21 protein-coding genes are annotated in these 23954 nt (G+C 59.1%); 9 read left to right on the forward strand and 12 right to left on the reverse strand.

The window, feature by feature from the left end; genetic code table 11:
* Positions 1-26: 26 nt before the first annotated feature.
* Entirely contained in the window at positions 27-1742 is a 1716-nt protein-coding gene (locus tag F475_RS26315; protein ID WP_111455098.1) for an amidase, read from the forward strand.
* Positions 1743-2012: 270 nt separating this feature from the next.
* The gene (locus F475_RS26320; protein ID WP_086944886.1) at positions 2013-2285 is read left to right on the forward strand and encodes a DUF2790 domain-containing protein; all 273 of its coding nucleotides are present in this window, start codon (positions 2013-2015) and stop codon (positions 2283-2285) included.
* Between the two features lie 52 nt (positions 2286-2337).
* Here F475_RS26320 and F475_RS26325 read toward each other — a convergent pair whose 3' ends face one another.
* The 5 genes from F475_RS26325 to F475_RS26345 form a co-directional block, all read right to left on the reverse strand.
* Positions 2338-3282 carry a LysR family transcriptional regulator gene (locus tag F475_RS26325; RefSeq protein ID WP_111455099.1) on the reverse strand — a complete coding sequence of 315 codons (945 nt, stop codon included), beginning with the start codon at positions 3280-3282 and terminating at the stop codon, positions 2338-2340.
* Between the two features lie 66 nt (positions 3283-3348).
* Positions 3349-4299, reverse strand: coding sequence for an aldo/keto reductase (locus F475_RS26330; protein ID WP_018930076.1), 951 nt, complete (start codon positions 4297-4299; stop codon positions 3349-3351).
* A 31-nt stretch (positions 4300-4330) separates the two neighbouring features.
* Positions 4331-5821, reverse strand: coding sequence for an efflux transporter outer membrane subunit (locus tag F475_RS26335; protein WP_111455100.1), 1491 nt, complete (start codon positions 5819-5821; stop codon positions 4331-4333).
* Positions 5822-5840: 19 nt separating this feature from the next.
* Positions 5841-7325 carry a DHA2 family efflux MFS transporter permease subunit gene (locus tag F475_RS26340; RefSeq protein ID WP_111455101.1) on the reverse strand — a complete coding sequence of 495 codons (1485 nt, stop codon included), beginning with the start codon at positions 7323-7325 and terminating at the stop codon, positions 5841-5843.
* The gene (locus F475_RS26345) at positions 7325-8452 is read right to left on the reverse strand and encodes an HlyD family secretion protein (protein WP_111455102.1); all 1128 of its coding nucleotides are present in this window, start codon (positions 8450-8452) and stop codon (positions 7325-7327) included. The genes F475_RS26340 and F475_RS26345 overlap by 1 nt, the downstream gene beginning before the upstream one ends.
* Before the next feature lie 260 nt (positions 8453-8712).
* Between F475_RS26345 and F475_RS26350 the strand changes: the two genes are divergently transcribed.
* Together F475_RS26350 and mug are read left to right on the forward strand one after the other, a co-directional pair.
* Complete coding sequence (locus tag F475_RS26350; RefSeq protein WP_018930072.1) at positions 8713-9339, forward strand: TetR/AcrR family transcriptional regulator; 627 nt, start codon at positions 8713-8715, stop codon at positions 9337-9339.
* A gap of 8 nt (positions 9340-9347) precedes the next feature.
* On the forward strand, positions 9348-9887 hold the full coding sequence (gene mug, locus F475_RS26355; RefSeq protein ID WP_111455103.1) for a G/U mismatch-specific DNA glycosylase: 540 nt from the start codon (positions 9348-9350) through the stop codon (positions 9885-9887).
* Here mug and F475_RS26360 read toward each other — a convergent pair.
* Both F475_RS26360 and F475_RS26365 read right to left on the reverse strand, forming a co-directional pair.
* The gene (locus tag F475_RS26360) at positions 9799-10830 is read right to left on the reverse strand and encodes a helix-turn-helix domain-containing GNAT family N-acetyltransferase (RefSeq protein WP_086944893.1); all 1032 of its coding nucleotides are present in this window, start codon (positions 10828-10830) and stop codon (positions 9799-9801) included. The genes mug and F475_RS26360 overlap by 89 nt on opposite strands.
* Before the next feature lie 47 nt (positions 10831-10877).
* The gene (locus F475_RS26365; RefSeq protein WP_111455142.1) at positions 10878-11783 is read right to left on the reverse strand and encodes a LysR family transcriptional regulator; all 906 of its coding nucleotides are present in this window, start codon (positions 11781-11783) and stop codon (positions 10878-10880) included.
* A gap of 109 nt (positions 11784-11892) precedes the next feature.
* On the opposite strand from F475_RS26365, the gene F475_RS26370 reads away from it, so the two are divergent.
* Both F475_RS26370 and F475_RS26375 read left to right on the forward strand, forming a co-directional pair.
* A complete protein-coding gene (locus F475_RS26370) occupies positions 11893-13131 on the forward strand; it encodes an SGNH/GDSL hydrolase family protein (protein WP_111455104.1) in 1239 nt (412 codons plus the stop codon).
* Between the two features lie 125 nt (positions 13132-13256).
* Positions 13257-14798, forward strand: a complete 1542-nt coding sequence (locus tag F475_RS26375; protein WP_168206173.1) for a sensor domain-containing diguanylate cyclase — start codon at positions 13257-13259, stop codon at positions 14796-14798.
* Between the two features lie 45 nt (positions 14799-14843).
* Here the strand turns inward: F475_RS26375 and F475_RS26380 are convergent, their stop codons facing one another.
* The 4 genes from F475_RS26380 to F475_RS26395 are packed head-to-tail and all read right to left on the reverse strand — an operon-like array spanning position 14844 to position 18414.
* Positions 14844-15683, reverse strand: a complete 840-nt coding sequence (locus F475_RS26380) for a sugar phosphate isomerase/epimerase (RefSeq protein WP_111455105.1) — start codon at positions 15681-15683, stop codon at positions 14844-14846.
* A gap of 1 nt (position 15684) precedes the next feature.
* A complete protein-coding gene (locus F475_RS26385; protein ID WP_111455106.1) occupies positions 15685-16926 on the reverse strand; it encodes an NAD(P)/FAD-dependent oxidoreductase in 1242 nt (413 codons plus the stop codon).
* An 18-nt stretch (positions 16927-16944) separates the two neighbouring features.
* A complete protein-coding gene (locus tag F475_RS26390; protein ID WP_018930065.1) occupies positions 16945-17265 on the reverse strand; it encodes a MocE family 2Fe-2S type ferredoxin in 321 nt (106 codons plus the stop codon).
* 36 nt (positions 17266-17301) lie between these two features.
* The gene (locus F475_RS26395) at positions 17302-18414 is read right to left on the reverse strand and encodes a fatty acid desaturase family protein (protein ID WP_111455107.1); all 1113 of its coding nucleotides are present in this window, start codon (positions 18412-18414) and stop codon (positions 17302-17304) included.
* 182 nt (positions 18415-18596) lie between these two features.
* Between F475_RS26395 and F475_RS26400 the strand changes: the two genes are divergently transcribed.
* Entirely contained in the window at positions 18597-19658 is a 1062-nt protein-coding gene (locus tag F475_RS26400; RefSeq protein WP_111455108.1) for a substrate-binding domain-containing protein, read from the forward strand.
* Between the two features lie 185 nt (positions 19659-19843).
* Here the strand turns inward: F475_RS26400 and F475_RS26405 are convergent, their stop codons facing one another.
* On the reverse strand, positions 19844-21859 hold the full coding sequence (locus F475_RS26405; RefSeq protein ID WP_168206174.1) for a sigma-54-dependent Fis family transcriptional regulator: 2016 nt from the start codon (positions 21857-21859) through the stop codon (positions 19844-19846).
* A 194-nt stretch (positions 21860-22053) separates the two neighbouring features.
* Between F475_RS26405 and F475_RS26410 the strand changes: the two genes are divergently transcribed.
* Complete coding sequence (locus tag F475_RS26410; protein WP_111455109.1) at positions 22054-23076, forward strand: Gfo/Idh/MocA family oxidoreductase; 1023 nt, start codon at positions 22054-22056, stop codon at positions 23074-23076.
* Positions 23073-23861, forward strand: a complete 789-nt coding sequence (locus F475_RS26415) for a TIM barrel protein (RefSeq protein ID WP_018930060.1) — start codon at positions 23073-23075, stop codon at positions 23859-23861. Before F475_RS26410 ends, F475_RS26415 begins: the two co-directional genes overlap by 4 nt.
* Positions 23862-23954 lie beyond the last annotated feature (93 nt).

The following is a 23954-nucleotide window of genomic DNA, read 5'->3' on the forward strand; positions in this document are numbered from 1 at the left end:
CCCCATCAACAGCCGTTGGTAACAGCATGATCGAGGTCACCGAGGTTTCCATTGCCGAGCTGCGTGCTGCGCTCGAATCCGGCCAGACCACGGCGGTTGAGCTTGTGCAGGCTTATCTCGCCCGGATCGACGCCTACGATGGCGCTGACACGCCCACCGCCCTCAACGCGGTGGTGGTGCGCAACCCCGATGCACTCAAGGAAGCGCAGGCGTCCGATGCTCGTCGGGACAGGGGCGAGACGCTGGGGCCGCTCGATGGCATCCCCTACACGGCCAAGGACAGTTATCTGGTGAAGGGACTGACCGCCGCTTCTGGAAGTCCCGCCTTCGCCAACCTGATCGCTTATCGCGATGCGTTCACCATCGAACGGCTTCGCGCCGCCGGGGCGATCTGCCTGGGCAAGACCAATATGCCGCCAATGGCAAACGGCGGGATGCAGCGCGGGGTGTATGGCCGTGCCGAGAGTCCGTACAACGCCGACTACCTCACCGCCCCTTTCGCATCAGGCTCTTCGAACGGCGCCGGTACCGCAACCGCCGCCAGTTTCTCGGCATTTGGCTTGGCGGAAGAAACCTGGTCGAGCGGACGTGGCCCTGCCTCGAACAATGGCCTGTGCGCCTATACGCCTTCGCGTGGGGTGATCTCGGTGCGCGGCAACTGGCCGTTGACGCCGACGATGGACGTGGTCGTGCCGTTCGCCCGGACGATGGCGGACCTGCTCGAGGTGCTCGATGTGGTGGTGGCCGATGATCCCGACACACGCGGTGATCTATGGCGGATGCAACCTTGGGTGCCAATTCCGAGTGTCGCTTCGGTGCGCCCCGCTTCCTACGGATCGCTGGCCGCGAAAAGCGATGCGCTGAAAGGAAAGCGCTTCGGCGTGCCTCGTATGTACATCAACGCCGATCCCGACGCGGGCACCAGCGATGCGCCTGGCATCGGTGGGCCGACGGGCCAGCGCATCAACACCCGCCCTTCCGTGATCGGGCTCTGGGAGCAGGCGCGCAAGGCACTCGAAGCGGCCGGTGCTGAAGTGCTCGAGGTCGATTTCCCGCTGGTTTCCAATTGCGAGGGCGATCGTCCTGGCGCACCGACGGTGTTTAACCGGGGCCTGGTGTCCAAAGAGTTCCTGCACCATGAGTTGTGGGATCTGACGGCCTGGGCGTTCGATGATTTTCTGCGAGCCAACGGCGATCCAAAACTCAATCGCCTGGTCGACGTGAACGGGCCGCTGATTTTCCCCCACGACCCGGGGACGCTGCCCAACCGCGAGGGCGATCTTGCCGCGGGCATGGACGAGTATGTACGGATGGCCGAACGCGGTATTACGCCGTGGGATCAGATCGACACGCTGCCGGATGGATTGCGCGGGCTGGAACAGACCCGTCGAATCGATCTGGAGGAATGGATGGATCGGCTGGGGCTCGACGCGGTGATCTTTCCGACGGTAGCCGACGTTGGGCCGGCGAATGCCGATGTCGATCCGAAGTCTGCGGACATCGCGTGGAGTAACGGGGTATGGGTTGCCAACGGCAATCTCGCCATCCGCCACCTGGGCGTTCCAACAGTCACGGTGCCGATGGGCGTCATGCCGGACATCGGCATGCCTGTCGGGCTGACATTTGCCGGTCGCGCCTATGACGATTCAACGCTGCTTCGCCTGGCTTCGGCGTTCGAGTCGACGGGGACGAAACGCTTGATCCCACCGCGCACCCCGCCCTTGTCGGGTAGCCAAAAATAGAAAGATCGCAGGTTCCTGCAGAGGTTGAGTACACCCGTACCCATGCCCTGTAGGAGCCTGCGATCTTTGGGCCATTCATGCGAATTCCGGCAACAGTGTTTGTCCAGTCGGCTGCTATTTGAAAGAAGTTCAAACACCTAACATCGTCTCTACCCAGTGAGCCAATAGCGTCAGTATCCATTAGCTCACGAGGTAGCCACTCGAAAAACCGAGATGAGTTTTACGATCATCTCGGCCCCAGAGTAAACCTTGGACGATACGGTGAAGATAATGAAAACTTTAAAAATTGCGGTTCTTCTGGCACTTGCCGGTATAGGCGCACACGCCTTTGCAGACGATGGCCATTCAATTAACGCGACCAGCAAAACACCTGTTGAGATCTACACGTACGAAACGAAGCTCGACATTAAGAAAGTCATTTACCTCTCAGAGATTCCGGACGAGTGCAAACCGGTTCCGGTGCAAATGACCTATGAAGACTCTCACAATCAACGGCATATCATGCAATATCAAGTGATGGGCACTGGATGTTCAAACGGTTGAGTACCGTGCGGACGATGGAGGGTCGACACTCCATGCCTGTGGTGCAACCCACTCAATAACTGATATTTTTTCCCGAACCTACGATTTTTTCATCGGATGCCAACATGCCCGGGATGTGATGTTTAAGAAACTCCACCCAAGTCTTTGTCTTCGCATCCACGAATTTTCGTGATGGGTATATTGCAAATAGATTCAACTCTTCAAGCCGATACTCCGGCAGCACGCGCACTAACGTGCCGGCCCTGAGACCATTGACCGCAGAAGCAATCGGCTGAATACCGATGCCCATCCCGTTTGTTATCGCAACGGTCATTCCATCAGCCGTATTGATGTGAAAGGGAGACAATGGGACGTTGATTGACTCCGCACCTTCAGGCCCCTCAAATGCCCAGTGTTCAACCGGCATTACCGTATTAACAATCCTCAAGCAATCATGTGTACCAAGAGAACCCGGAGAATCCGGGATTCCGCGTTTCTTCAGATAAGCAGGCGAAGCGCAGAGAATGCTGTAAGTGATGCCAAGCCGCTGAGCGACAAACCCTGAATCGGGCAGATCCCGCGCTAAAACAATCGACATGTCATACCCTTCCTCGAGCAAGTCAGGTAGCCGATTGGTCAGCGTCAAATCAAACATGACCGAGGGATGAGTCTCTCTGTATTTGGCAATGGCATCGATCACGTAATGATTACCGATGGCTGACATGGCGTGAATTTTCAGCCTGCCCACGGGTTGGGTGTGAGCGGTCCCTGCTTCCTCCTCGGCTTCACGTACCTCGTCAAGAATCCTCTCGCATCGTTGCAAATAGCGTGCACCCGCTTCGGTCAGCGCCAGGCGTCGGGTGGTGCGGTTAATCAGACGGGTTTGAAGCCTGGTCTCGAGGCTGGAAACGGCTTTGGAGACGTTGGTTGTCGTGGTGTCCAATAGCTCGGCTGCCGCGGTAAAACTGCCGCTCTGGGCAACAGCCATGAAAAACCGCATGGTTTGGAAAACGTCCATCGTTTTCACCTCAAGGCCGTGGATAACAGGGGCGGCCTTACAGCAGGCCGCCCTCCTCGTCACGTGTCACTTTTTCCGTGGAATAAATCCAGGCACACCGGTTTCCACGACCGAGTTGAATCGTACCCTGGTCGTAATATCTTCCTTGATCTCAAGCATCGCCCTATGCGGCAGGGTGGAGATATCCAGGTTTTCCTTGATATGACTTGGTGTAGCGGACGTGGTCAAAAAAGCAACGCCCCGTTGTACAGACCAGGCCAATGCCACTTGAGCCGGAGTCTTCTGCAAGCGCTTGGCGATCCCTGTAATCACCGAATCTTCCAACACTTTCGGCTCCATGCCATGGCCCAGTGGCGCGAACGCCAGGAGGACGATTCCATGCTGTTTGCAGAACTCAAGCAGTTCCCACTCCGGCAGATAAGGGTGGGATTCAACCTGCACCACGGCAGGTTTGATCCGGGCCACTGCCACAATCTCTTTTAACGTTTCCAGCGTGATATCAGACAAGCCGATGGACTTGCAGCGGCCTTCATCCACCAGGCGTTCGAGTGCTCTCCAGGTCTCGATCAGTGTCACGCCGGAGTCGTAGATGACGCGACCCTGTTCGTCTCTCGGGTCCTGATTCTCACCGGGTTGAAAGGCAAACGGCGTATGGATCAGGTAGCAGTCGATAGAGTCCACTTGGAGGCGGCGGCAGCTGGCCTCGAAGGCAGGTTTGACTCGCTCGGGACGATGGTTGGTGTTCCACAGTTTAGTGGTAATGAACACGTCCTCCCGGCGGATCTTGCCCGCCTCCAGCATCTCTTTTATCGCAGCGCCGACACTCTCCTCATTGCGATAGCGCTCTGCACAATCGAAATGGCGAAAGCCCGCTTCCAAGGCGTCCTTGACCGCTTGTGTGGTGACGCTGAGATCACTGAACAGCGTGCCAAACCCAACGGCCGGCATTTCACCTGAGCCGTGGTTCAGCGCAAACCGGGTATCGCGAAGTGCATCGTGAAAAGCTTCGTAAGACATCTCTTGACTCCAATGTTCGGGGCCGTAGCCGTTATTGATACGAAGGGTTATGTGCTTCGCGACTGGCAATCCGTTGCTCAAACGCGCCGACGGAATTACCGCCGAGGGCTACATACAGTTGCACCGTGTCGAGATACTGCGCGGTCTTCACCCGAATTTGCCCCAGCAACGCTTGCTCATAGGCTCGTTCCGCTTCCAGCACCTGGAGAGTGCTGTTCTCGCCTTGCGCGTAGGCTTGCTGGTTCAACCGAAAACTGGTTTCTGCAGCGCGTAACGCGTCTTCCTGCGCCAGGTTTTGCTCGGCGTCATGGTTGATCGCCTGCAATGAGTCCGCGACCTGGCCGAACGACTGAATGACCGTCTGCTGATAACCGGCGAGCGTCGCCTTGTAACCGTCGACGGCAGCCTGACGTTCAGCCTTGAGCGTTCCGCCGTCAAAGATCGGCCCCGCCAACCCTGCAGCCAAACCCCAGAGCGCGGCACCACCATTGCCGGAAGCGGCCTGTACCAGCGAGGCGGACAGCGTTACATGGGGATAGAGGTTCGCAGTCGCGACACCGACTGCCGCGCTGGCCATGTGCAGTTCCGCCTCTGCTTGCAGGACGTCCGGTCGGCCGTGGGCCATTTCCGAGGGCACACTCACTGGCACGTTGGCCGGCAATACGAACTCGGCAAAATCGAAGTCCGGCGCGATCCAGTCGCCAGGCCCTTTGCCGGTGAGAATCGACAGCGCATGGCGCGCGGCATCACGCTGCTGGGCGAGGGGCGGCAACAGTGTGCGGTCCTGGGCGAGCCGGGTCTCGGCCAGCGAAACGTCGATCTGCGTGGTGACGCCGCTGGCATGTGCCCTGCGCACCAGGTCGAGGTTCTTGGCGTCATTGGCAAGCAGCTTTTCGACGGCTGCCATCTGCGCGTTGGCAGACGCCACCAACAATGCCTGGCTGGCGACATTCCCCGTCAGGGTCAGGTACGCCGCTTCGTATCGATGCTTCTGAAGATCGGCAAACGCTTGCTGCTGCTCGACCCGCCGCTTGTTACCGCCGAACGCATCAAGGTCGAAACCGACCCGCGGCCCAATCGCGTAGAAATTGGAGATCGAAGGCTCTTTCGCGTTGTGTACCCGCTGACGACCCGCCTGGGCGCCAAAGTCGACCTGCGGATAAAGCGCACCCTCCGCCGCCGCGACGGACGACGCCGCTTGCCGGATCGTTGCATCCGCCGCCACGAGCTCAAGATTGCCCTCGATGGCGCGACGCACAACCTGGTCGAGCTTCTGCGAATGGAAGGCCGTCCACCAGTCACCGCTGACCTTTTGGCCAAGGTTGATGTGTTGCCCGCCAGGCTGGTTGCCGCCCTGGCCGAGACGCTGCTCGGCCTGTCGGTCGTAGTGCTGCGACAGGCTCGGCGGCTGCATTTGATAGTCGGGGCCGACGGTGCAAGCCGTCAGGAACGCAAGAACCGACACCGCACCGAACGTGGTTTTGAACGTCTGTCTGTTGATGAAGCGCGCATTGGATTTCATTGGGCAAACTCCACGAAAACTAGTTGGTCGGAACGGGCTTGCGAAGAAAGACAACCAGTGGACTGACCACCAGCATCGCCACCATCAACAGCTTGAATTGGTCGATCACCGCGATAAAAGCCGCCTGGCCGGTGATCATTTCGTTGAGCCCCGCCAGTGCTTGCAAGGACATCGGCGCGGCATGCGCAGCGGCGCGATAAGGCGTCAGATGGCTGACCAGTGCCAGGTGCATCGCTTGCGTATTGTTGAAGAAGAAAATCTGCACAATCGCAACGCCGAGGGTGCTCCCGTAAACACGCGACAGATTGAAAAAACCGGTGCCTTCAGGGCGTAACTTGGGATCGAGCGTGCTGAACGCGATCTTGGTGAGCGACGGCATCAAGATGCCGATGCCAATCCCCTGGATCGCCCCGGCAATCGCCACCGGCGACCAGTCCATCAACGGCGAATAACCGAGCATCAGCCAGTTGGCATAAATCACCACGGCCACGCCAATCGCCACGAACCACCGACGGTCGAAACGCTCGGGAACACGCCCCATCAGCAGGAACGCCCCTACCAGCCCCACACCGCGCGGTATCGTCAGCGAACCTGTCGTATCAGGCGGATAGCCGAGGATCTCGTCCAGCATCGGCGACGTCAGTGCCATGGTCGACAACAGCACGAAACCCACGGCGAAAAAGATAATCGTCGACAGTACGAAGTTGCGGTCCTTGAACAGACGCTTGTTGAGGAAATGCACCTTCTCGCTCAACAGATGCACGGCGAACAGATACAGCCCCAACGCGCAGCCCGCCGCCTCCAGCCAGATTTCGGTCGAGGCAAACCAGTCAAGGCGTTCGCCGCGGTCGAGCAACATTTGCAGGCTGATCAACGCCAGCGTGAAGCTGCCGAAGCCGAAGAAATCGAACGACGGACGTTGCTCGGCCTTCTTCTCGGCAAGCAAAAGCGCCATCACCAGGAAGATGAATGCCGACAACGGAAGGCTGATGTAGAAGATCGGCCGCCAGCCGAAATGCTCGCTGACCCAACCACCGATGCTCGGGCCGCTGACGATGCCCAAGAGCACGATTGCCGTCCATGTCGCGCCAAATTTCGCACGCTTCTCCAGTGGCAACGTCTCCATTGAAATCGCCATCGACAGCGGCGCCAGCACGCCACTCGCCAGGCCCTGGATAATCCGCGCACCGACGAACTCCAGCGGAGTCGTCGCAACTGTGGCGAGCAGCAAGCCAAGAACGAAGAAGGCCAGCGCGGCCTGATAAACCCGCTTCAAGCCATAACGCCCGGCCAGCCACTGCGCAACCGGCATGGTGATGGCGCTCGCCGCGAGGTATGAGGTGAATACCCAGCCTGCCTGGTCGTCAGTCATCGACAGACTGCCTTGGATAAACCTGAGTACCGCATTCGGCAACGGCAGGTTCGCCGACTGCATATAGGTCGCGAGCAGCGCGGCGAACCTCAATGTTCCCGCACCTTGAGGCCCGATAGAATTGGCGTTCATCAGAAGTTACCTGCGGTTAACAGCGCCTTGAGCGGATGCCACCACGGCGTGTGATACCCGGTATCGACCTTGACCGTGGCGCTGGTGCCCGAAAAAAGCGGAAACGCAGGGTCGGCCTCGTCGAGTTCAAGGCGCACCGGTACCCGCTGGACAACCTTGACCCAGTTGCCGGTGGCATTTTCAGGCGGCAGCAAGGCGAAGTCCGATCCGGCACCGGGGCTCATGCTGGTCACGTGGGCTTTGAAAACGTGATCGGGATAGGTATCGATGCTGATGGTTGCTTCCTGGCCTGGACGCATGTGGGTCACCTGCGTCTCGCGGAAGTTGGCCTCGACCCAAATCTGCCGATCGGACAGCAGCGCAAAGGCCGGCGCACCGTTGCTGACGTAGTTGCCAACCTGCAGATCGTCGACCTTGGCCACGATGCCATCGTCCGGCGCATATACCGTCGTGTACGAGAAGTAGAGTTGCGCCTCGTCCAGCTGCGCCCTCGCTTCACGAACCGTCGGGTGGTTATCGGCTTCGATGTCTGGATTACCGTTCAACGCGACAACCGTGCTGGCGATCTGTTGTTCGATCGACGCGATGCGTTGCCGGGCAACTTTGAGGTCGGTGTCGGCGCGCTCGTAAATCGCCCGCGAGACGAACTCGGTAGCGACCAGCGCTTTCTTGCGGGCAAACTCGCGCTGATCGAAATCGGCCGACTCTTTGGCCGATTGCAGTTCAGCCTGCTGCTGGCGGTAACCGGCCTTGAGCCCATCGATGCGCAGCCGCGCCACGCTCAGCTGTGCTTGCGCACGGTCAACCGCGATCTGGAACGGTTTCGGGTCGATCCGAAACAGCATCTGGCCTTTGTGAACCGGTTGGTTGTCCTCGACGGCGATTTCGACGACTTGTCCGGAAATACGCGCGTTGATCGACGCCTTCGCCACTCGAGCGTAGGCGTTATCGGTCGAAATGAACGCCTCGCCTGCTTGATAGCGGGCATAGCCCAGCGCTGCGAAGAGCACCGGCAAACCGATAATCAACAAGGGCCGAAATTTCTGCTTGAACGGTTTTTTGATGGGCGCGTCAGGCCTTGCGTGCTCGAAGGTCTGCGTAGCCGGGATGTCGAACTGTTTAGTCATGATCGAATACACCTTTAACCGGGAAATCGGGCCAGCACCTGCGAGAATCGCCTGCGGCCCTGATGGCAAAAATTGCTGTGAGAAAGCAAACCCGTGCACGGTCAGGGAGGATCGCTCCACCGCACCGGTTTCGTCGCCGCAACACCCAGTTCGAGCTCAGCTACAACAAACCTGACGTTCAGGAACTTCTGGTTCCTTAATTTTGTGCGATGGTGTAAGAATATAGAGCAGTCCATCCCCACACAAGGATTTTGTACGACATGGCACAAAAAAAGATTACAGAGGGCAAAGGCCGAGGCCGCCCCCGCGCATATGACCCGCAGACAGCGCTGCAACAGGCACTTGGGGTTTTCTGGAGCACTGGATATTCCGGCGCTTCCCTGGACAGCATCGCCACCGCCGCCGGCATGAATCGCCCAAGCCTCTATGCGGCATTCGGTGACAAGCACGCGCTCTACATCAAGGCGCTTGAGCAGTATTGGGAGTCTGCCTCCGCTGCCATGCAGGAGGCGCTTATGGACAAAGACCTGACTTTGGAGCAGGCGCTAATGGGCTTCTATGAGGGACAGTTGTCGATCTACTTCTCGGGCGAGGGGCAACCGCGTGGCTGCTTTGCGATCGGCACGGCGACGACCGAAGCCGTCGAGGATTCTGCAATACGAGAGGTTCTTGCGGACCGGCTCAGCCGGCTCGATGCCGATCTCGAAACACGTCTGCGCGCGGCAGTCAGCGCCGGTGAGTTGAAAGACGATGTCGACCCAGCCGCCCTCGCCGTACTCGCCTCATCCCTGTTGCATAGCATTTCGATACGGGCGCGAGCGGGCAAATCCCGCGCGGAATTGACGGAGCTTGCCCGCAATGCGGTCAACGTGATTTGCGGTGTGTGAGGTGTAGGGTGGGTGAAGGACTCGAAGACATTCTCACCGAACGGCTTGCGGTGATTTTTTGTGGCATTAATCCGGGCGTGACTGCCGCCGCCCTGGGCCATCATTTTGCGGGTCGAGGCAATCGCTTCTGGCGCACACTCCATCTCGCCGGTTTTACGCCTACAGAGGTGCCCCCGGAAAACGACCGGACGATTTTGCAGTATCAATGTGGATTAACCGCAGTGGTTGAACGGCCTACGGCGCGAGCGGATCAGCTGTCCGTGCATGAATTCACCGCTGCCGCTGCGGATTTTGAACAAAAGATCGCACACTATGCGCCACGCTTTGTGGCGTTTCTCGGCAAAGCTGCGTACAGCGCGTTGTCCGGTCAACGGGACATCGCGTGGGGGCTTCAGTCAAAGATGTTTGGTAATGCCTCGGTCTGGGTCCTGCCCAATCCCAGCGGGCGAAATCGCGCGTTCACGCAAGATCAATTGGTGGATGCGTATCGCCAACTCCATTTAGCGGCCCAGCAACCGGGCCAGGTCGCACAAAACACTGTTCGATAACCGTCGCCCCCCACTGCTGGCCCTCTTGCTCCTGTTCCAACTTGAAGCCAAAGTCTTCATACAGTTTACGAGCCACATCCAGGCCTTTGAACGTCCACAACCGCGTCGCGCAAAAGCCCTGTTCGTCACAGAATTTCATGGCTTCAGCCAACAAGCGTTTGCCTGCGCCTTTGCCTCGCGCCGAGTCATCCAGAATGAAACAGCGCAGAATCGCTTCGCCGCCCTCGCCTTCACCGTCTATGGCGATGGAACCGACAATTCGCTGGCCATCCAACGCCACCCAAACCTCGTTGCGTGGATTGTGCAAACGCCCCATCAACTCCGCCATGTCCGATGCGACCAGGCTTTCGAATGGCTGGCCGAAATTCGAATGCCGTGCGTAGTAGTCGGCATGCATTTGCACCATGCGGCCGATGATTCCGGGCCGGTAGCCCCGAGCGATCTCCAGCTGCGCGGGTGGCTGCGGCGCTGTACCGAGTCGATGAGCTTGCAGTGCGCCGGCATAGTTGGCGATGCCCTCACTCACCGCTTGTTGTTGCTCATTCGTCAGATAAACCAAGGCAGCGTCCACCTGTTGCCTGGCGAACGAATCAATGGCTCGCAGGGTTTTCTTGCCCTGTGCCGTGAGTCGCAGTTTCTTGGAGCGCGCATCCTCCTCGTGTGGAATTTCTTCGATCTCGCCGGCCTCAATGAGCTTGCGCACCATCCGGCTCACGGTGGATTTTTCCAGGCCGAGCAGCTCCACAAGCTCCCCTGCTGTCAGCGCCCCCCGATCCCCAATCTCCACGATCGTGTGAACAAACGAAGGCGAATAGTCCGTCGCCGCCAGCGTGGTTTGCATGAACCCCAACTCGCGCACCATGAGGCGCGACGCTGAACGGACTTGGTTGATCAGGTCTGACTGGGTACGGGTCACGGCAAGCACCTCGAACAGAATGTGCATTTAGTTGTATAACACAACCAAATACCCGTCAAATCAAGGGTGCTCCGTCAAGGCAAGAAACCAGGCAACTGCCCTACCTGTTCGGCCAGATACTGCATCAATAAACGCGTGCGCAGCGGGCGGTAGCGGCGTTCGGGATAGATCAGAAAAGCGTCGTTCGGTGGGCCGCTCCAGTCGGGCAGCACCCGGACCAACTGCCCGTTTTCAAGCAGGTCGCTGACCAGCCAGGCCGGCGTGATACACAGCCCCGCACCCTGCAGAAGACCGTCGCGAATGGCCAATGAGCTGTTGGTTCGATAGCGCCCCTGAGTCGTGACACTGATTTGCTCACCATGGGGGCCGTTGAGCTCCAGACGGTCGCCCGCGGTCAACCACGCAAAACGCAGGAAGTTGTGCTCGCTCAAGTCCGCCGGGCTGTTCAATGGGGAATGGTTGCGCAGGTATTCCGGTGCGGCCACCAGATAGCGCGGTGAAGTCGCTATGCGTCGGGCAACGGCGTTCGGCGGCAGGCTGCCCCCCAGGCGCAGGGCCAGATCGACGTTTTCCTCAGTGAGATCGACGAAACGATCATTGAGGATCAGCTCCACTTCAATAGCCGGGTACTGCTCCATGAACGACAACAGCAACACATTCAACCGCAACACACCGAGGCTGACCGGAGCGTTGACGCGCAGAAAACCTTCGGGGCGTTCGGTCAGACCACGCACATCCGCAACGGCCTCGCCGTACTCTTCCAGCACGCCTTTGGCACGCTCGTAGAAACGCTTTCCCTGTTCGGTAGGCGTCAACCCGGTGGTGCCACGAATCAACAAACGGGCTCCCAATTGCTTTTCCAGGGCCGCGACCAGTTTGCTGACGGTGGGCTGAGTGCTGCCTAACTCACGCGCGGCAGATGACAGGCTTCCGAGCTCAATGGCGCGGACAAAACAATGCATCGCTCTAAGACTGTCCATGGGCATTCGATTCTGGAATGGGCTGTATGCAGTTTCCCCTTCTACCACACGCATTTTGAATAGACCAATCTGGCCTTCTTGAATCATTACCGCTCAAGGAGATACCTAGATGAAAGCCTTTCACTCGAGAATACCGTTACCTCTTGCCTTGACTGCCCTGCTTGCCGCAAGCCCTGTCATGGCGGCGGAAAACTGGGTCACCACCTGGATGGCCAGCCCTCAACCCACCTGGGGCAACGAACTGCCACTGCCCACGCGAATTCCGGAAGCGCTGACCGATAGCACCCTTCACCAGAGGGTGCGCATCAGCAGCGGCGGAAGCCGGTTACGGGTGGTGGTTTCCAACGAATATGGCAAGCAACCGCTGGTCATCGGTGCCGCGCGTATCGCCTTCACTGAGGGCGTCGATCAGATTCGCGCAGGCTCCGGGCACACGCTGAAGTTCAGTGATCATGAACAGGTCACCCTCGCTGCGGGTGAAACGCGGATCAGTGATCCGATAGATCTGGCAGTGCCGGCACTCAGTGAGCTGGCGATCTCTCTTTATCTGCCGCAGCACACGCCGTTGACAACCTTCCACTGGGATGGCAAACAAACCGCATTTATCACCCCTGGCAAACATGTCGACGCTCAGCGACTGGAAGGCAGCGAGCAGGTGGAGGCGCGGCTGTTTCTCAGCGACATCCTGGTGGATGCACCGCTCGACACCCGTGCCCTTGTGGTGCTCGGCGACTCGATTACCGATGGCAATGGCTCGACCCTGGACAGCAATCGACGCTGGCCGGACTTCCTCGCTCAACGCTTGGCCGCGCAGAGGCTCGCGGTGCTCAACGCTGGGATATCCGGGGCTCGCCTGCTCGAAGATGGCATGGGTGTCAGTGCACTGGCGCGTTTCAAGCGCGATGTGCTGGGCAAGCCCGGAGTCAAAACGGTGATTGTGATGCTCGGCATCAATGACATCAGTTGGCCGGGCTCCTCCTTCGCTCCGAACGAACACCTGCCAGCCAAGGAACAGTTGATCGCGGGCTATCGGCAACTGATCGATCAAGCGCGCCTGAACAACATTCGCATCATTGGAACAACCCTGATGCCGGTCGAAGGCGCCCTGGATGGAACGATCGTGAAGAACTATCACAGCGCCGAGAAAGAACAACTGCGCCAGGCCATTAATGACTGGATACGTAGCAGCCACGCATTCGATTCCGTGATCGACTTCGATCTAATGACCCGCGACCCTGAACACCCAAGTCGCTTACTGCCGACTATCGACTCCGGCGACCACTTGCATCCCGGCGATACCGGCAACAAGGCGATGGCCGAGAATATCGACCTGAAAACGCTGATCTAGTCGTTTGAAACAAAACGCGAAAAACCATATGGATCTTGAATTGCCCAAGTTCGAGAATGACATGAACTGTTGGCACCGATGGAGATCAGCAGATAATGTAGTCGAAATTCATCCCAGGGGGTTTTGTGGAAAACCGCTCCGAAGACAATACCCGCCACTCCCCTTTGCAGCCGAGAAGACTGCCGGCAACAGCGATCTCCGTCGTGTTCATGGCTTTAGTCACCCTCTCGATACTGAGTATTTACTGGCTTCAAGCCGCCCAAAGTAAAGCCTATGAACTCTCACAAGCAAAACTGGTATCAGGCAATTTGACGTGGTCGATGGCCCAACAAGCGACTGACACGTTTGATGAAGCCAACCTGATCCTGGATGAACTGATCGACAGAATAAAAGACAACCCAAGTGCCCAACAGCTCGATAAAACGCAAAAACTGCTTAAGCGCAGAGTCTTTACCACCGAACAGTTGCACGGCCTTTTTTACTATGATGAAAACGGCAACTGGATCCTGACTTCGTTCGATTCGAAACCTGAAGCGCCCAACAATGCCGATCGTGATTACTTCATCTTTCACAAAAACAACGTAACCCTGTCGCCTCGCATCGGCCGGGCCATCCGCAGCCGCACGACCGGCGAATGGATTATTCCTCTTTCCCGACGAATCAACGATAGCGAGGGCCATTTTAAGGGTGTCGTGCTGGCCACGATCAAAATGGCCTACTTTGACAAGTTCTTCTCAACGTTCTCCATTGACCGCAAAGGCGCCATTTTCCTGGCCCTTCCCGACGGAACGATAATCGCCAGGCGGCCATTTGCTGAAGAGTTCATCGGTGCGTCGCTAGCCAAAGGGGAAATATTTTCCATCTATTTACCCAAGTCTCCGGCTGATACCGTCATGATCAAATCGATTATCGACGGCGTTGATCGACTCTTCGGCTACAGGTTGCTTCAAAAATATCCGCTGGTCGTCGCTGCCGCCAATTCACGGGAAGCCATTTTTGCCGAGTGGAAAACCGGAACAATCAAGATGGCATTGATGATTGGCGCAGTGCTGCTGGTAAACCTTCTTGTCGGCCTCTTGCTCATCAAGAAAATACGTTACGGCGTCTCGGTAGAAAATCATTTGAAGCAGACCCGGGCAGCCCTGGAAAAACTGGTATTGCAAGATGCCCTCACCGGACTTGCAAACCGACGCCACCTCGAAAACAGCTTGCAGCAGGAATGGCTTCGCGCGGTAAGACATCACTCTCCGATCAGTTTGATAATGCTCGACATTGATTATTTCAAAAGCTTCAACGATCAATACGGGCACATTGCCGGCGACCATTGCATCGCTTCCGTAGCGCAGGCAATCGCACAATGCATTCACAGGCCATCGGATTTAGCCGCGCGGTACGGTGGCGAAGAGTTTGCGGTATTACTACCCGATACAGATGCCGAAGGTGCCTACTCAATTGCCGAAGACATCAGGCTCGCGGTGCTGAACCTTGCTATTGCACACGATGGTAACCTGGCCAGGCGGGTGACCGTCAGCTTGGGGGTTTATGCCTGCGTACCGGAGACTGCCGAATATAAGCAGCTGCTGACACAGGCGGACTCGGCACTGTACCGGGCGAAACGCTCAGGCCGGAATCAGACTGCCTGCTTGTCTTTGATCGAGGCCGGATAAGGCTGTAGGAGCGAGCACCGCTCCCTCCTACAGGGTTTTCGTCGCTCAGCAAGACCGTTCCCGACACTCATCCCAGACCTCACGCATCAATTCCTTAAGCATCAACGCCTCGGCCCAGCGGTCGGTGATGTCGCGTCCGTCGGCCCCGGTGATGGCATAGGGTGGCGGGCCGAGTTCACAGGTGAAGGACAGGCTGCTGGGCGTGTCCGGTCGGGCCAGCCAGTTCTCGATCCCATAGCGCCACCAGCCCAGGAAACGCTCCAGCCAAGGTCGATGCTGGGCGAAACTCAAAGGCACCTGGACCTGTTCGCTGTTGGCGACACGGCCGTGAAACCCCCAACTATTGCGCAGAATGGTCTGGATCAGTTCGTCGTCTTCGGCCGCGGCCGGCTCCGGCAGTTCGCGGCCCACGACATAGTGGGACAAGTCGGCCAACAGTTTGAGATCGGGCATTTGCGCGAGAATGTCGAGGGTGAACAACAGGTCACTGGTGAGGCGATAACGGTGGGTTTCCAGCAGGATCGGAAAGTCCACCTGCTCGGCCAGTCGCTGCCACCCCTCGATCAACTGGATGGCTTGCGCCAGCGTGCGTGGCCGGACGTCGGCTTGCAGCGTGAGATGGTGGCAGCCGTAGCGGGACGCGACGTCGATCGCTGCCGCCAGATCATCCACGGTGCGGGGGAACACCTGACCTTCGATTTGCAGGCCCTGCGCCTTGGCGGCGGCATGCAAGCGTGCGGCATGGTTCGCCACCCAGAAATGGTCAGTGATTCCGTCGAAACCGGCGGCAGCGATATTCTCCAGTTGCGCTTCCAACGCAAGTTCGCATTGGCCATGGTGATCTTGCATGGCCCAAAGGGACTGGAAGACCAGGAATTCACGCATGTCAGCTCCTCAGCAGTTGTTTGAGCGATACTTCGGCGTCGGCCAGAGCCTCTACCGAGAGGGGGTTATGCGAAGCGATCAGTCGTTCGCACAACTTGATGTCCTTGGCGACGCTATTGCCCCGGCCCCAGCCGCAAGCGCCTTGCAGACGTTGTTCGTCATCGAGGTAGAACAACAGGAAACCGCCGCCCGGGGTTGTCCGGCTCGCCGTGGGTTCTGTGTTTGCGATCACACCCACGGTCTGCAATCCCCAGTCGTACTGGTCGGACCAGAAACCGGGAATGACCTCGTAAGGAAACTCGCCGCCCAACAGATTCCGGGCGGCATGGCGGCCCTGGGTTTCGGCGTTGCGCCAGGTTTCCTGACGCTGGAAACCGCCTTGCGGGTGCAGCCGAAATTCACAGACATCCCCCGCCGCAAAGATGTCCGGCGCGCTGGTGCGCAATTGGGCATCGACGCGAATGCCTTGGCCGACCTCAAGCCCGGCAGCCATGGCCAACTCGGTGTTGGGTTGCATGCCGATGCCTACCACCACCAGATCACAGGGCAGCAGTTGGCCGTCGACCAGTTGCACGGATTCAACATGAGTAGTGCCCTGCACTGCTTCAATGGCCACGTTCAGTCGGACATCCACGCCCTGGCTGCGATGCAATTCCAACAGAACGCTGGACAACCGTCCCGGCAACACCCGTCCCGCCAGGCGCGGCCCGGCTTCGAGCAAGGTCACCGCGCAACCCAAGGCTCGGGCGGTGGCTGCGACTTCGAGGCCGATGAAGCCACCGCCGATGATCACCAGTCGGGTGTCGGGCCGCAACGAAGCGCGCAGTGCCAGTGCCTCGTCATGGCTACGCAGATAAAGCACATTGCGCAGATGCTCGGGCACACAGGCAAGCTTGCGCGAGCACCCTCCCGTCGCCAGCAACAGCCGGGCGTAATGCAGCCAGCTGCCGTCGGCCAATTGCAGACGATGCCGTTGCGGGTCCAGGCCTTTTACCGGGTTACCGGCCAGGTGTTCGATGCCCAGTTCAGCGAGCCGAGCGCTATCGCACAGGCTGTAGCCCGCCAGATCGACCGTGCCCTGCAGCAACCCTTTGGACAGCGGCGGACGTTCATAAGGCGGGTGAAACTCGTCGCCTATCAGGATCAGGCGACCGCTATAACCTTCGTCGCGCAGGGTCAGGGCCGCGCGGCCACCGGCATGCCCGGCGCCAACAATGACCAGTGGAGCATTGGCAGGACTCATGGCACAGACTCCGTGCAGTTAAACCGTGATGGCGAGCAACACACGCCCCGCCTCGACCCGGACTTCATAGGTCTTGAGGTTGACGCACACCGGTGCGCCGAGGGCTTTGCCGGAGCGGTAGTCGAAACGCCCGTTGTGTTTGGGGCACTCGATGACGTGCTCCATCACCAGGCCATCGGCGAGGTGAATGGACTCGTGGGTGCATAGGCCCGCCGTGGCGAAAAACTCGCTGTTGGCAGAGCGGTAGACGGCATAGGTGTGCGGGCCATGGTCGAAACGAATGACGTCTTCTTCGTTGATATCGCCCACGGCACATACATCGATCCATTGATCGGTCATGGCGTTTTCTCTGGTAGTGGTACAGACAGGAAGGTGTCAGGCCGGCGTTACTTCAGGCTCTGCCTGGACGGTGGCGGCCGATGCTGCGCGTTGTGGCAAAGGACGACAGACGAAATGGCTCGGGTCTTTGCGCTGCCTCCAGATAGTCGGGATGATTTCCTTGAAGGCCTCGGACAGGCTGCCGTAAGGCGGCGGGCAGTCGCGGCGGATCTCTTCGTGAAGCTGCGCCAGCGCATGAAAAGGCACCATCGGATACATGTGATGTTCCAGGTGATAGTTCATGTCGAGGTACAGGAAACGCAGCAGTCGGTTCATGTAAATCGTGCGGCAGTTGCTGCGGTGATCGAGTACGTCTTCCGCCAGGCCGACGTGCTGCGAAAGGCCGAACAGGTAGGACAACCAACCGCCATAGAGGGTCGGCAGACCGATAAACATCAGCGGCAACCAGCTCTGCAGAAAAAGCGCCGTGCCCACGGTAAGCCCATAGATAGCCAGCCAGACGCGTGCGTCTCGCGCCACTTTGGGCCATTCGGATTCGGGGATGAAGGTCTGCTCTTCTTCACCCATCCGCCCGACTGCATGCCGGCAAACTGACCCCATCGTCTTCAACGCGTAAGGCATTCTGAACAGACTCAGCACCATCATGATCAGACTCGGTGGACGCGGCTCGACGATTTCCGGATCGCGACCAACGATGATGGTGTCGGTGTGATGCCGCGCATGGCTCCAGCGCCAGACCTGGGGTTCAAACATGAACATGAAGCTCGACAGCTGGTAGACCGCATCATTCATCCAGCGGGTCTTGAACGCCGTACCGTGACCCGTTTCGTGCCAACGGGCATTGGACGCGGTGCCATAGAGCAGCCCATAGACGAAGAAGAACGGAACGCAGGCCCAGGAGCCCCAGAACCAGTAGCCACCGAAGCCGGTCACAGCCATCGCCGACAGCCAGATGGCGGTATCACGCAGGGCCGGGCCATCGCGACGCTGCATCAATTCTTTCATGCGTTTGCGGGAGATGGGCGATTGGTACCACGTTGCCGATACCAAACCTTTTTGCGCCGCTCGGGCGGCTTCGGGACCGGTCAATCGATAATCCCTTGGCACGGGTTTATCGGTTTTTTCAAAGGCTGCGTTGTGTTCGTGCATTTTATTGTTCTCCGCAAGCTTGATGGTTTAAGCACTTGCTTTCGATGCGGGATGGCATCGCTGGAGAAAATATAGAGAGCGCACAAACCACCCTCAATCCCTTGAATACATTCCCTATCAAGCTATCATCCAGGCCCATTGCAGCTTGATAGTTTTCTATCAAAGCGACTCAAGGGCCCAGCATGAACAACAAAAAACGCCCCACCATCGCCACCGTTGCCGAGCACGCTCGCTTGAGTGTCGCCACCGTGGACCGGGTGCTCAACGCCCGGGCTCCGGTCAGCCCGGCCACCGCCGAGCAGGTGTTCCAGGCCGCCGAAGCCGTCGGTTATTTCGCCGCCCGGCTGATCGGCCAACGCATTCGCGAACGTCGTCCCAGCTATCGATTCGGCATCCTGTTACTCGGTACCGCCCAGGCGTTCTATGCCAACGTTGCCGCCGCCATCACCGAGGCAGCGCAGCGTCAGGCCGGCGCCAATCTGAGCTGCCAGTTCGAATACGTCTTCGATCGCACACCCAGCGCGATCATTGCCCAGATCGAACAACTGGCCGTGCAGTGTGATGGCCTGGCGGTGGTCAGCTTCGCTCATCCGCTGATCAATGCCGCCATCGCGCAGATCAGAGCCGCAGGCGTGCCGGTGATCGCCCTGCTGTCGGACATCCATGAGGCGGCAGAAGAACCTTACATCGGTCAGGATAATCATGAGGTCGGGCGCACCATGGGTTGGCTGCTGGCTCACACCTGCGGCGCACGCAAGGGCAGCGTCGGCGTATTGCTCGGCGGCCATCGTTTTCTTGGTCATCAGGCTCGGGTCGAGGGGCTGCGCAGTTACCTGGCGGAGCGCGCACCGGGGTTGCGCCTACTCGAAGCGGTGATCAACCTGGACAACTGCGATGTCACCGAAGAGGCGACGCTGGAACTCATCGCGCGCCATGCCGATTTGCGGGGGCTGTGCGTGGTCGGCGGTGGCGGCGACGGCATCATCCGGGCCCTGTCACAGCTGCCGAAACGGCCGTCGCTGTGTTGCATCCTGCAGGAGTCGACCGAGCTGTCTCGACAAGCCCTGGATCAAGGGTTGATCGACCTGGTCATCGACTCCCAGCCGCGATTGCTGGCGGCCGCGCTGGTCGACTTGCTGGTCGAGTTGCAGACCACGCCGGACTTCGATCCGCTCCGGCATCGGGTGCATATTCCGTTGCAGATCATTACCTCAGAGAACGCTCGAGGCTGCGTTCGCTGGTAGCAGCTGTCGAGCCTGCGAGCCTGCGAGGCTGCGTTCGGCTGCGCAGCAGTCGTGAATCCAGCTGACGCGGTATGCCTGACACACCGCGAGTTCTGGTTTTACGACTGCTGCGCAGCCGAACGCAGCCTCGCAAGCTCGGCAGCTGCTACAGATCGCATTACGGCTTAAGTGAACAACATTACCCATCAGAGATCGGTGCTCGCACGAAAAGCATCGGCACTCAGCCCGAATCGATTCATCTTGTTGTACAGCCCGCCACGAGAAACGTTCAGTTGCCGGGCGGCCAGGCGGATGTTGCCTCGGGCATCCCTGAGGGCGGCGATGATCGCGTTCATTTCATGGGTGCCAAGGTCCAGCGCAGCCCGGGGTTCGGGCACACTTCCCGGCACCGATGGCCGCAGCCTTTGCTTGATTTCAAGTGGCAGATCACCCGGCTGAATCATCTCGGTCATCGCCAGATTCGTTGCGCGCTCGATGGTGTTTTCAAGTTCGCGAACATTACCCGGCCAGCTGTAGGCCGAAAGAATATCCAGCGCCTCTGGCGAGATGCCCTGCACCGATTTGCGCAATGATCGCGCGCAACGACCGAGAAAATGTCGCGCCAGCAAGGGCACATCTTCCCGGCGCATCCGCAGCGGCGGAACCGTCAGATTCAGGACGTTGAGCCGGTAGTAAAGATCCTCACGGAAAGCGCCATCGGCCACCGCCTGGCTCAGGTTGCGGTGGGTGGCGGCGATGATGCGCACATCCACCTGCTGCGATTTTTTCGCCCCCACGCGCGTCACCTCGCCTTCCTGCAAGACCCGTAGCAGACTGACCTGGGCATCGAAAGACATGTCACCGATTTCGTCGAGGAAGATCGTTCCGCCATCGGCCAACTCAAACTTCCCGGCAGATCCGCCACGGGCCGACCCGGTGAAGGCACCCTCGACATGACCAAACAGTTCGCTTTGCACCAGATCGCGCGGAATGGCTCCGCAATTGACCGCCACGAAAGGACCGTCGCAACGCTCGCTGGCGTTATGGATCGCCTGGGCGAACAGCTCCTTGCCGGTACCGCTCTCACCCAGAATCAGCGTGGTCGATTCACTGCGACTGGCGATCCGTCCCAGGCGCAAGGCGTCTTGTATCGCTCGCGAATTACCTTGAATGGTCTCGAAGGTGTAGCTGGCTTGAGTGCCGATGACCCGGCGCGTAATTTCGCGGATGCGCCGGTTCTCACGCAACGAAACAATCCGCCCACCCTGCTCCAGCGGGCACACCGACACCAGACACGCCAAATGGCTGCGATCATGCAGTTCAAACGTGCAATCCAGATCTCGTAGCCCTTCCCCGCCATGCAGCAGAATCTTATCGGTCAGTTCGCTTTGCCCCAGACGACGGAATGGGCTGCCGAGCAGATCCTGGCCCACGCGGAACAATTGCCGGGCATAACGGTTGAGCGCCTTGATGCAGCCCTGCTCATCCAGCACCACCAGTCCCTCGTTGAGCACTTCAAGCACGGTTTGTTGTTCTTCCAGCAGGCTCTGCAGCGCCATCTGCCGCGAGACCGCTTCGGCCGCGGCCTGGACGGTGCCCAGCGTATGAAAATGAAACCAGCCCGGCTCAGCGGTCAGGGTCAGCATGGCGAGCGTCCTGCCCTGCGCATCCCTGATCGGCGCGGCGGCGCAGTGCATGCGCCGTCGACGCAAGCCGCTGGCGAAGTTTTCCTCGGCCAGCACATACACCAAGCGATCTTCGGCAAGCGCCAGCCCCGTGCAGTTGGTGCCCTGCACCGACTCCAGCAATCGGCTGCCCACCGGTGTGAGGTCCAGACCACAGAAATACAGGGTCGTGCCTTGAGCATCGGTCAGGTTGATATGGCCCCTGGGGTTGTAGGCCAGCAATCCCCCCATGACCTGCGCCGCCGCTGCAATCAACGTGCGATTGGCCGCCAGCGTCGCGGCCAGAACGGCAGGAGCAACAAATCGATATTCGCCATCCTCAGGATCGAGGCCGGTGCCGACGCTGCGCCGCCAGGAATCCCAAATCACCTGCCTGACCCCGGCAGGTCGATCGGTGCGCCCGTTCAGACACGCCAGCCAGGCCTGTTCCAGCGCGGCGATCGAGCCTTCGTTCAACGACGCGGGGCCGAGAGCGGTGATGTAATCGAGGTCTTGCGCGCTGAAGGCTGTTACCTGTGGGTTGACCATCATCGACATCCGCTTCCATGTTCATGTTTTAGACATGTCAGTGTAGACATGTCCTGAGAATGAACACTTCTTTCAGAAAATATTGATTAACCCTTTGAATATCAACGACTTAAATACTGGCACAGCACTTGCTCAAAGGGTTATGCCAGCCGAGGACATTCCTGCGGCCAAGTCATTGAACAACAATAAAAGGGAGTCAATTCATGAGTACGTCCAAGATCATCCGCCTGGGCCTCATCGGCGCCGGCCGCATGGGCAGTTTTCACGGCCAGACGGCCGCCCGGCACATCCCCGGCGCCTGCCTGGCCGCCATCGCCGACCCTACCCCCGGCCAGGCCGCTCGGTTGGCGGCAGAGTTGGGGGTGCAGAAGGTCTATACCGATCCACAGCAACTGCTCGATGACCCGGAAATTGACGGCGTCCTGATCGCCGCCCCCGCCCGCAGCCATGCCGAACTGGTGATCAGTGCGGCCCGGTCCGGCAAAGGTGTGTTTTGTGAAAAACCCATGGCCATTACCCTCGACGAGGCCGACCGCGCGATCGCCGCAGCCGCCGATGCCCGCGTGCCGCTGCAGGTTGGCTTCAATCGTCGTTTTGCCAAAAGCTTCCGCGCCGCCCATCTGGACGTGGTCGCCGGCCGTATTGGTACGCCGCAACTGCTGCGCTCACTGACCCGCGATCCGGCGCTGAACAATCCGGCCGCTTCGCCGCAGTGGGTGATTTTTCTCGAAACCCTGATCCATGACTTCGATACCCTGCGCTACCTCAATCCCGGTGCCGAAGCGGTCGAAGTCTATGTCATGGCCGATGCGCTGATTGCACCGGACTACAAGAGCAAAGGGTTTCTGGACACCGCCGTGGTCACGATCCGTTTCGACAACGGCGCCATCGCCACGGCCGAGGCCAATTTCCAGGCCGTTTATGGCTACGATGTTCGAGGGGAAGTGTTCGGCAGCGCCGGCATGCTGACCATGGGCAGCGTCAGTGACTCAGACCTGGTGCGCTACTTGGCCAATGGCATCCAGGCCGACACCCAACGCATGGACACCGACCTGTTGCGGGATGCCTATGTGGCCGAGCTCAATCACTTTGTCGACTGCCTGCGCACCGGTGAAAAACCACTGGCCAGCGGTGAAGATGCCCGAGCGGCACTGGCCATTGCCCGCGCGTGTATCGAGTCCGTCCAACAGGGCAAAGCAGTGCGCGTGCAAGGAGCCCGTTCATGAGTTTTATCCCGTTCAAACTGGCGATCAGCGCCGAGATGGTATTCCTCGACCTGCCGTTCACCGAACGCGTCAAACGGATTCACGCGCTGGGTTTCAGCGCCGAAATTTGGGACTGGACCCAGAAAGACATTCCGGCCCTGGTCGCCACCGGCGCCGACTTCACCTCCATGACCGGCTACATCTCAGGCAACCTGACCGACGCCGAAGGCATCCAGCATCTGCTCGACAGCGCACGGGAATCGCTGGCCGTCGCCGCACAACTGAATTGCCCGAGCCTCAACCTGCATGGCACCGGCCTGGGCGATAAAGGCTTGCCGGTCAAACCCGTGGCCCACACCACCGGACGCATGTGGCTGAGCGCCTGCAAGACCCTGGAAAAAATCGCCCGTCTGGGCGAAGACGCCGGCCGGGTATTCCTGCTGGAAAACCTCAATACCGAAGTGGACCACCCCGGCACACCCTTCGCCCGCGCAGACGATACCCTGGCGCTGATCGAGGCCGTGGGCAGCCCGCATTTGAAGATGAACCTGGACCTTTATCACGCCCAGATCGGCGAAGGAAACCTGATCGAACTGATCCAACGCGCCGGCAGCGCCATCGGCGAAATCCAGGTGGCCGATGTCCCCGGCCGCATGGAGCCCGGCACCGGTGAAATCCATTATCCGGCCATTGCCAAGGCCTTGTTCCGCATGGGATACACCGGGGTCGTCGGGCTCGAGGGCTGGGCCAGCGGTGACAGCGAAGTGGCACTTGAGCGTTTTCGGCAAGCCTTCACGCTGGATTGAGGACGCTGGCGCTCTCGATGGGTTTGATTCAGAGAGCGCCAGAAACTTCACGTTTGATCTTGATGAATTTCGACTCATAACAACAAAAGGAAA

It is taken from the genome of Pseudomonas sp. URMO17WK12:I6, from assembly GCF_003253625.1.
Taxonomy (GTDB): domain Bacteria; phylum Pseudomonadota; class Gammaproteobacteria; order Pseudomonadales; family Pseudomonadaceae; genus Aquipseudomonas.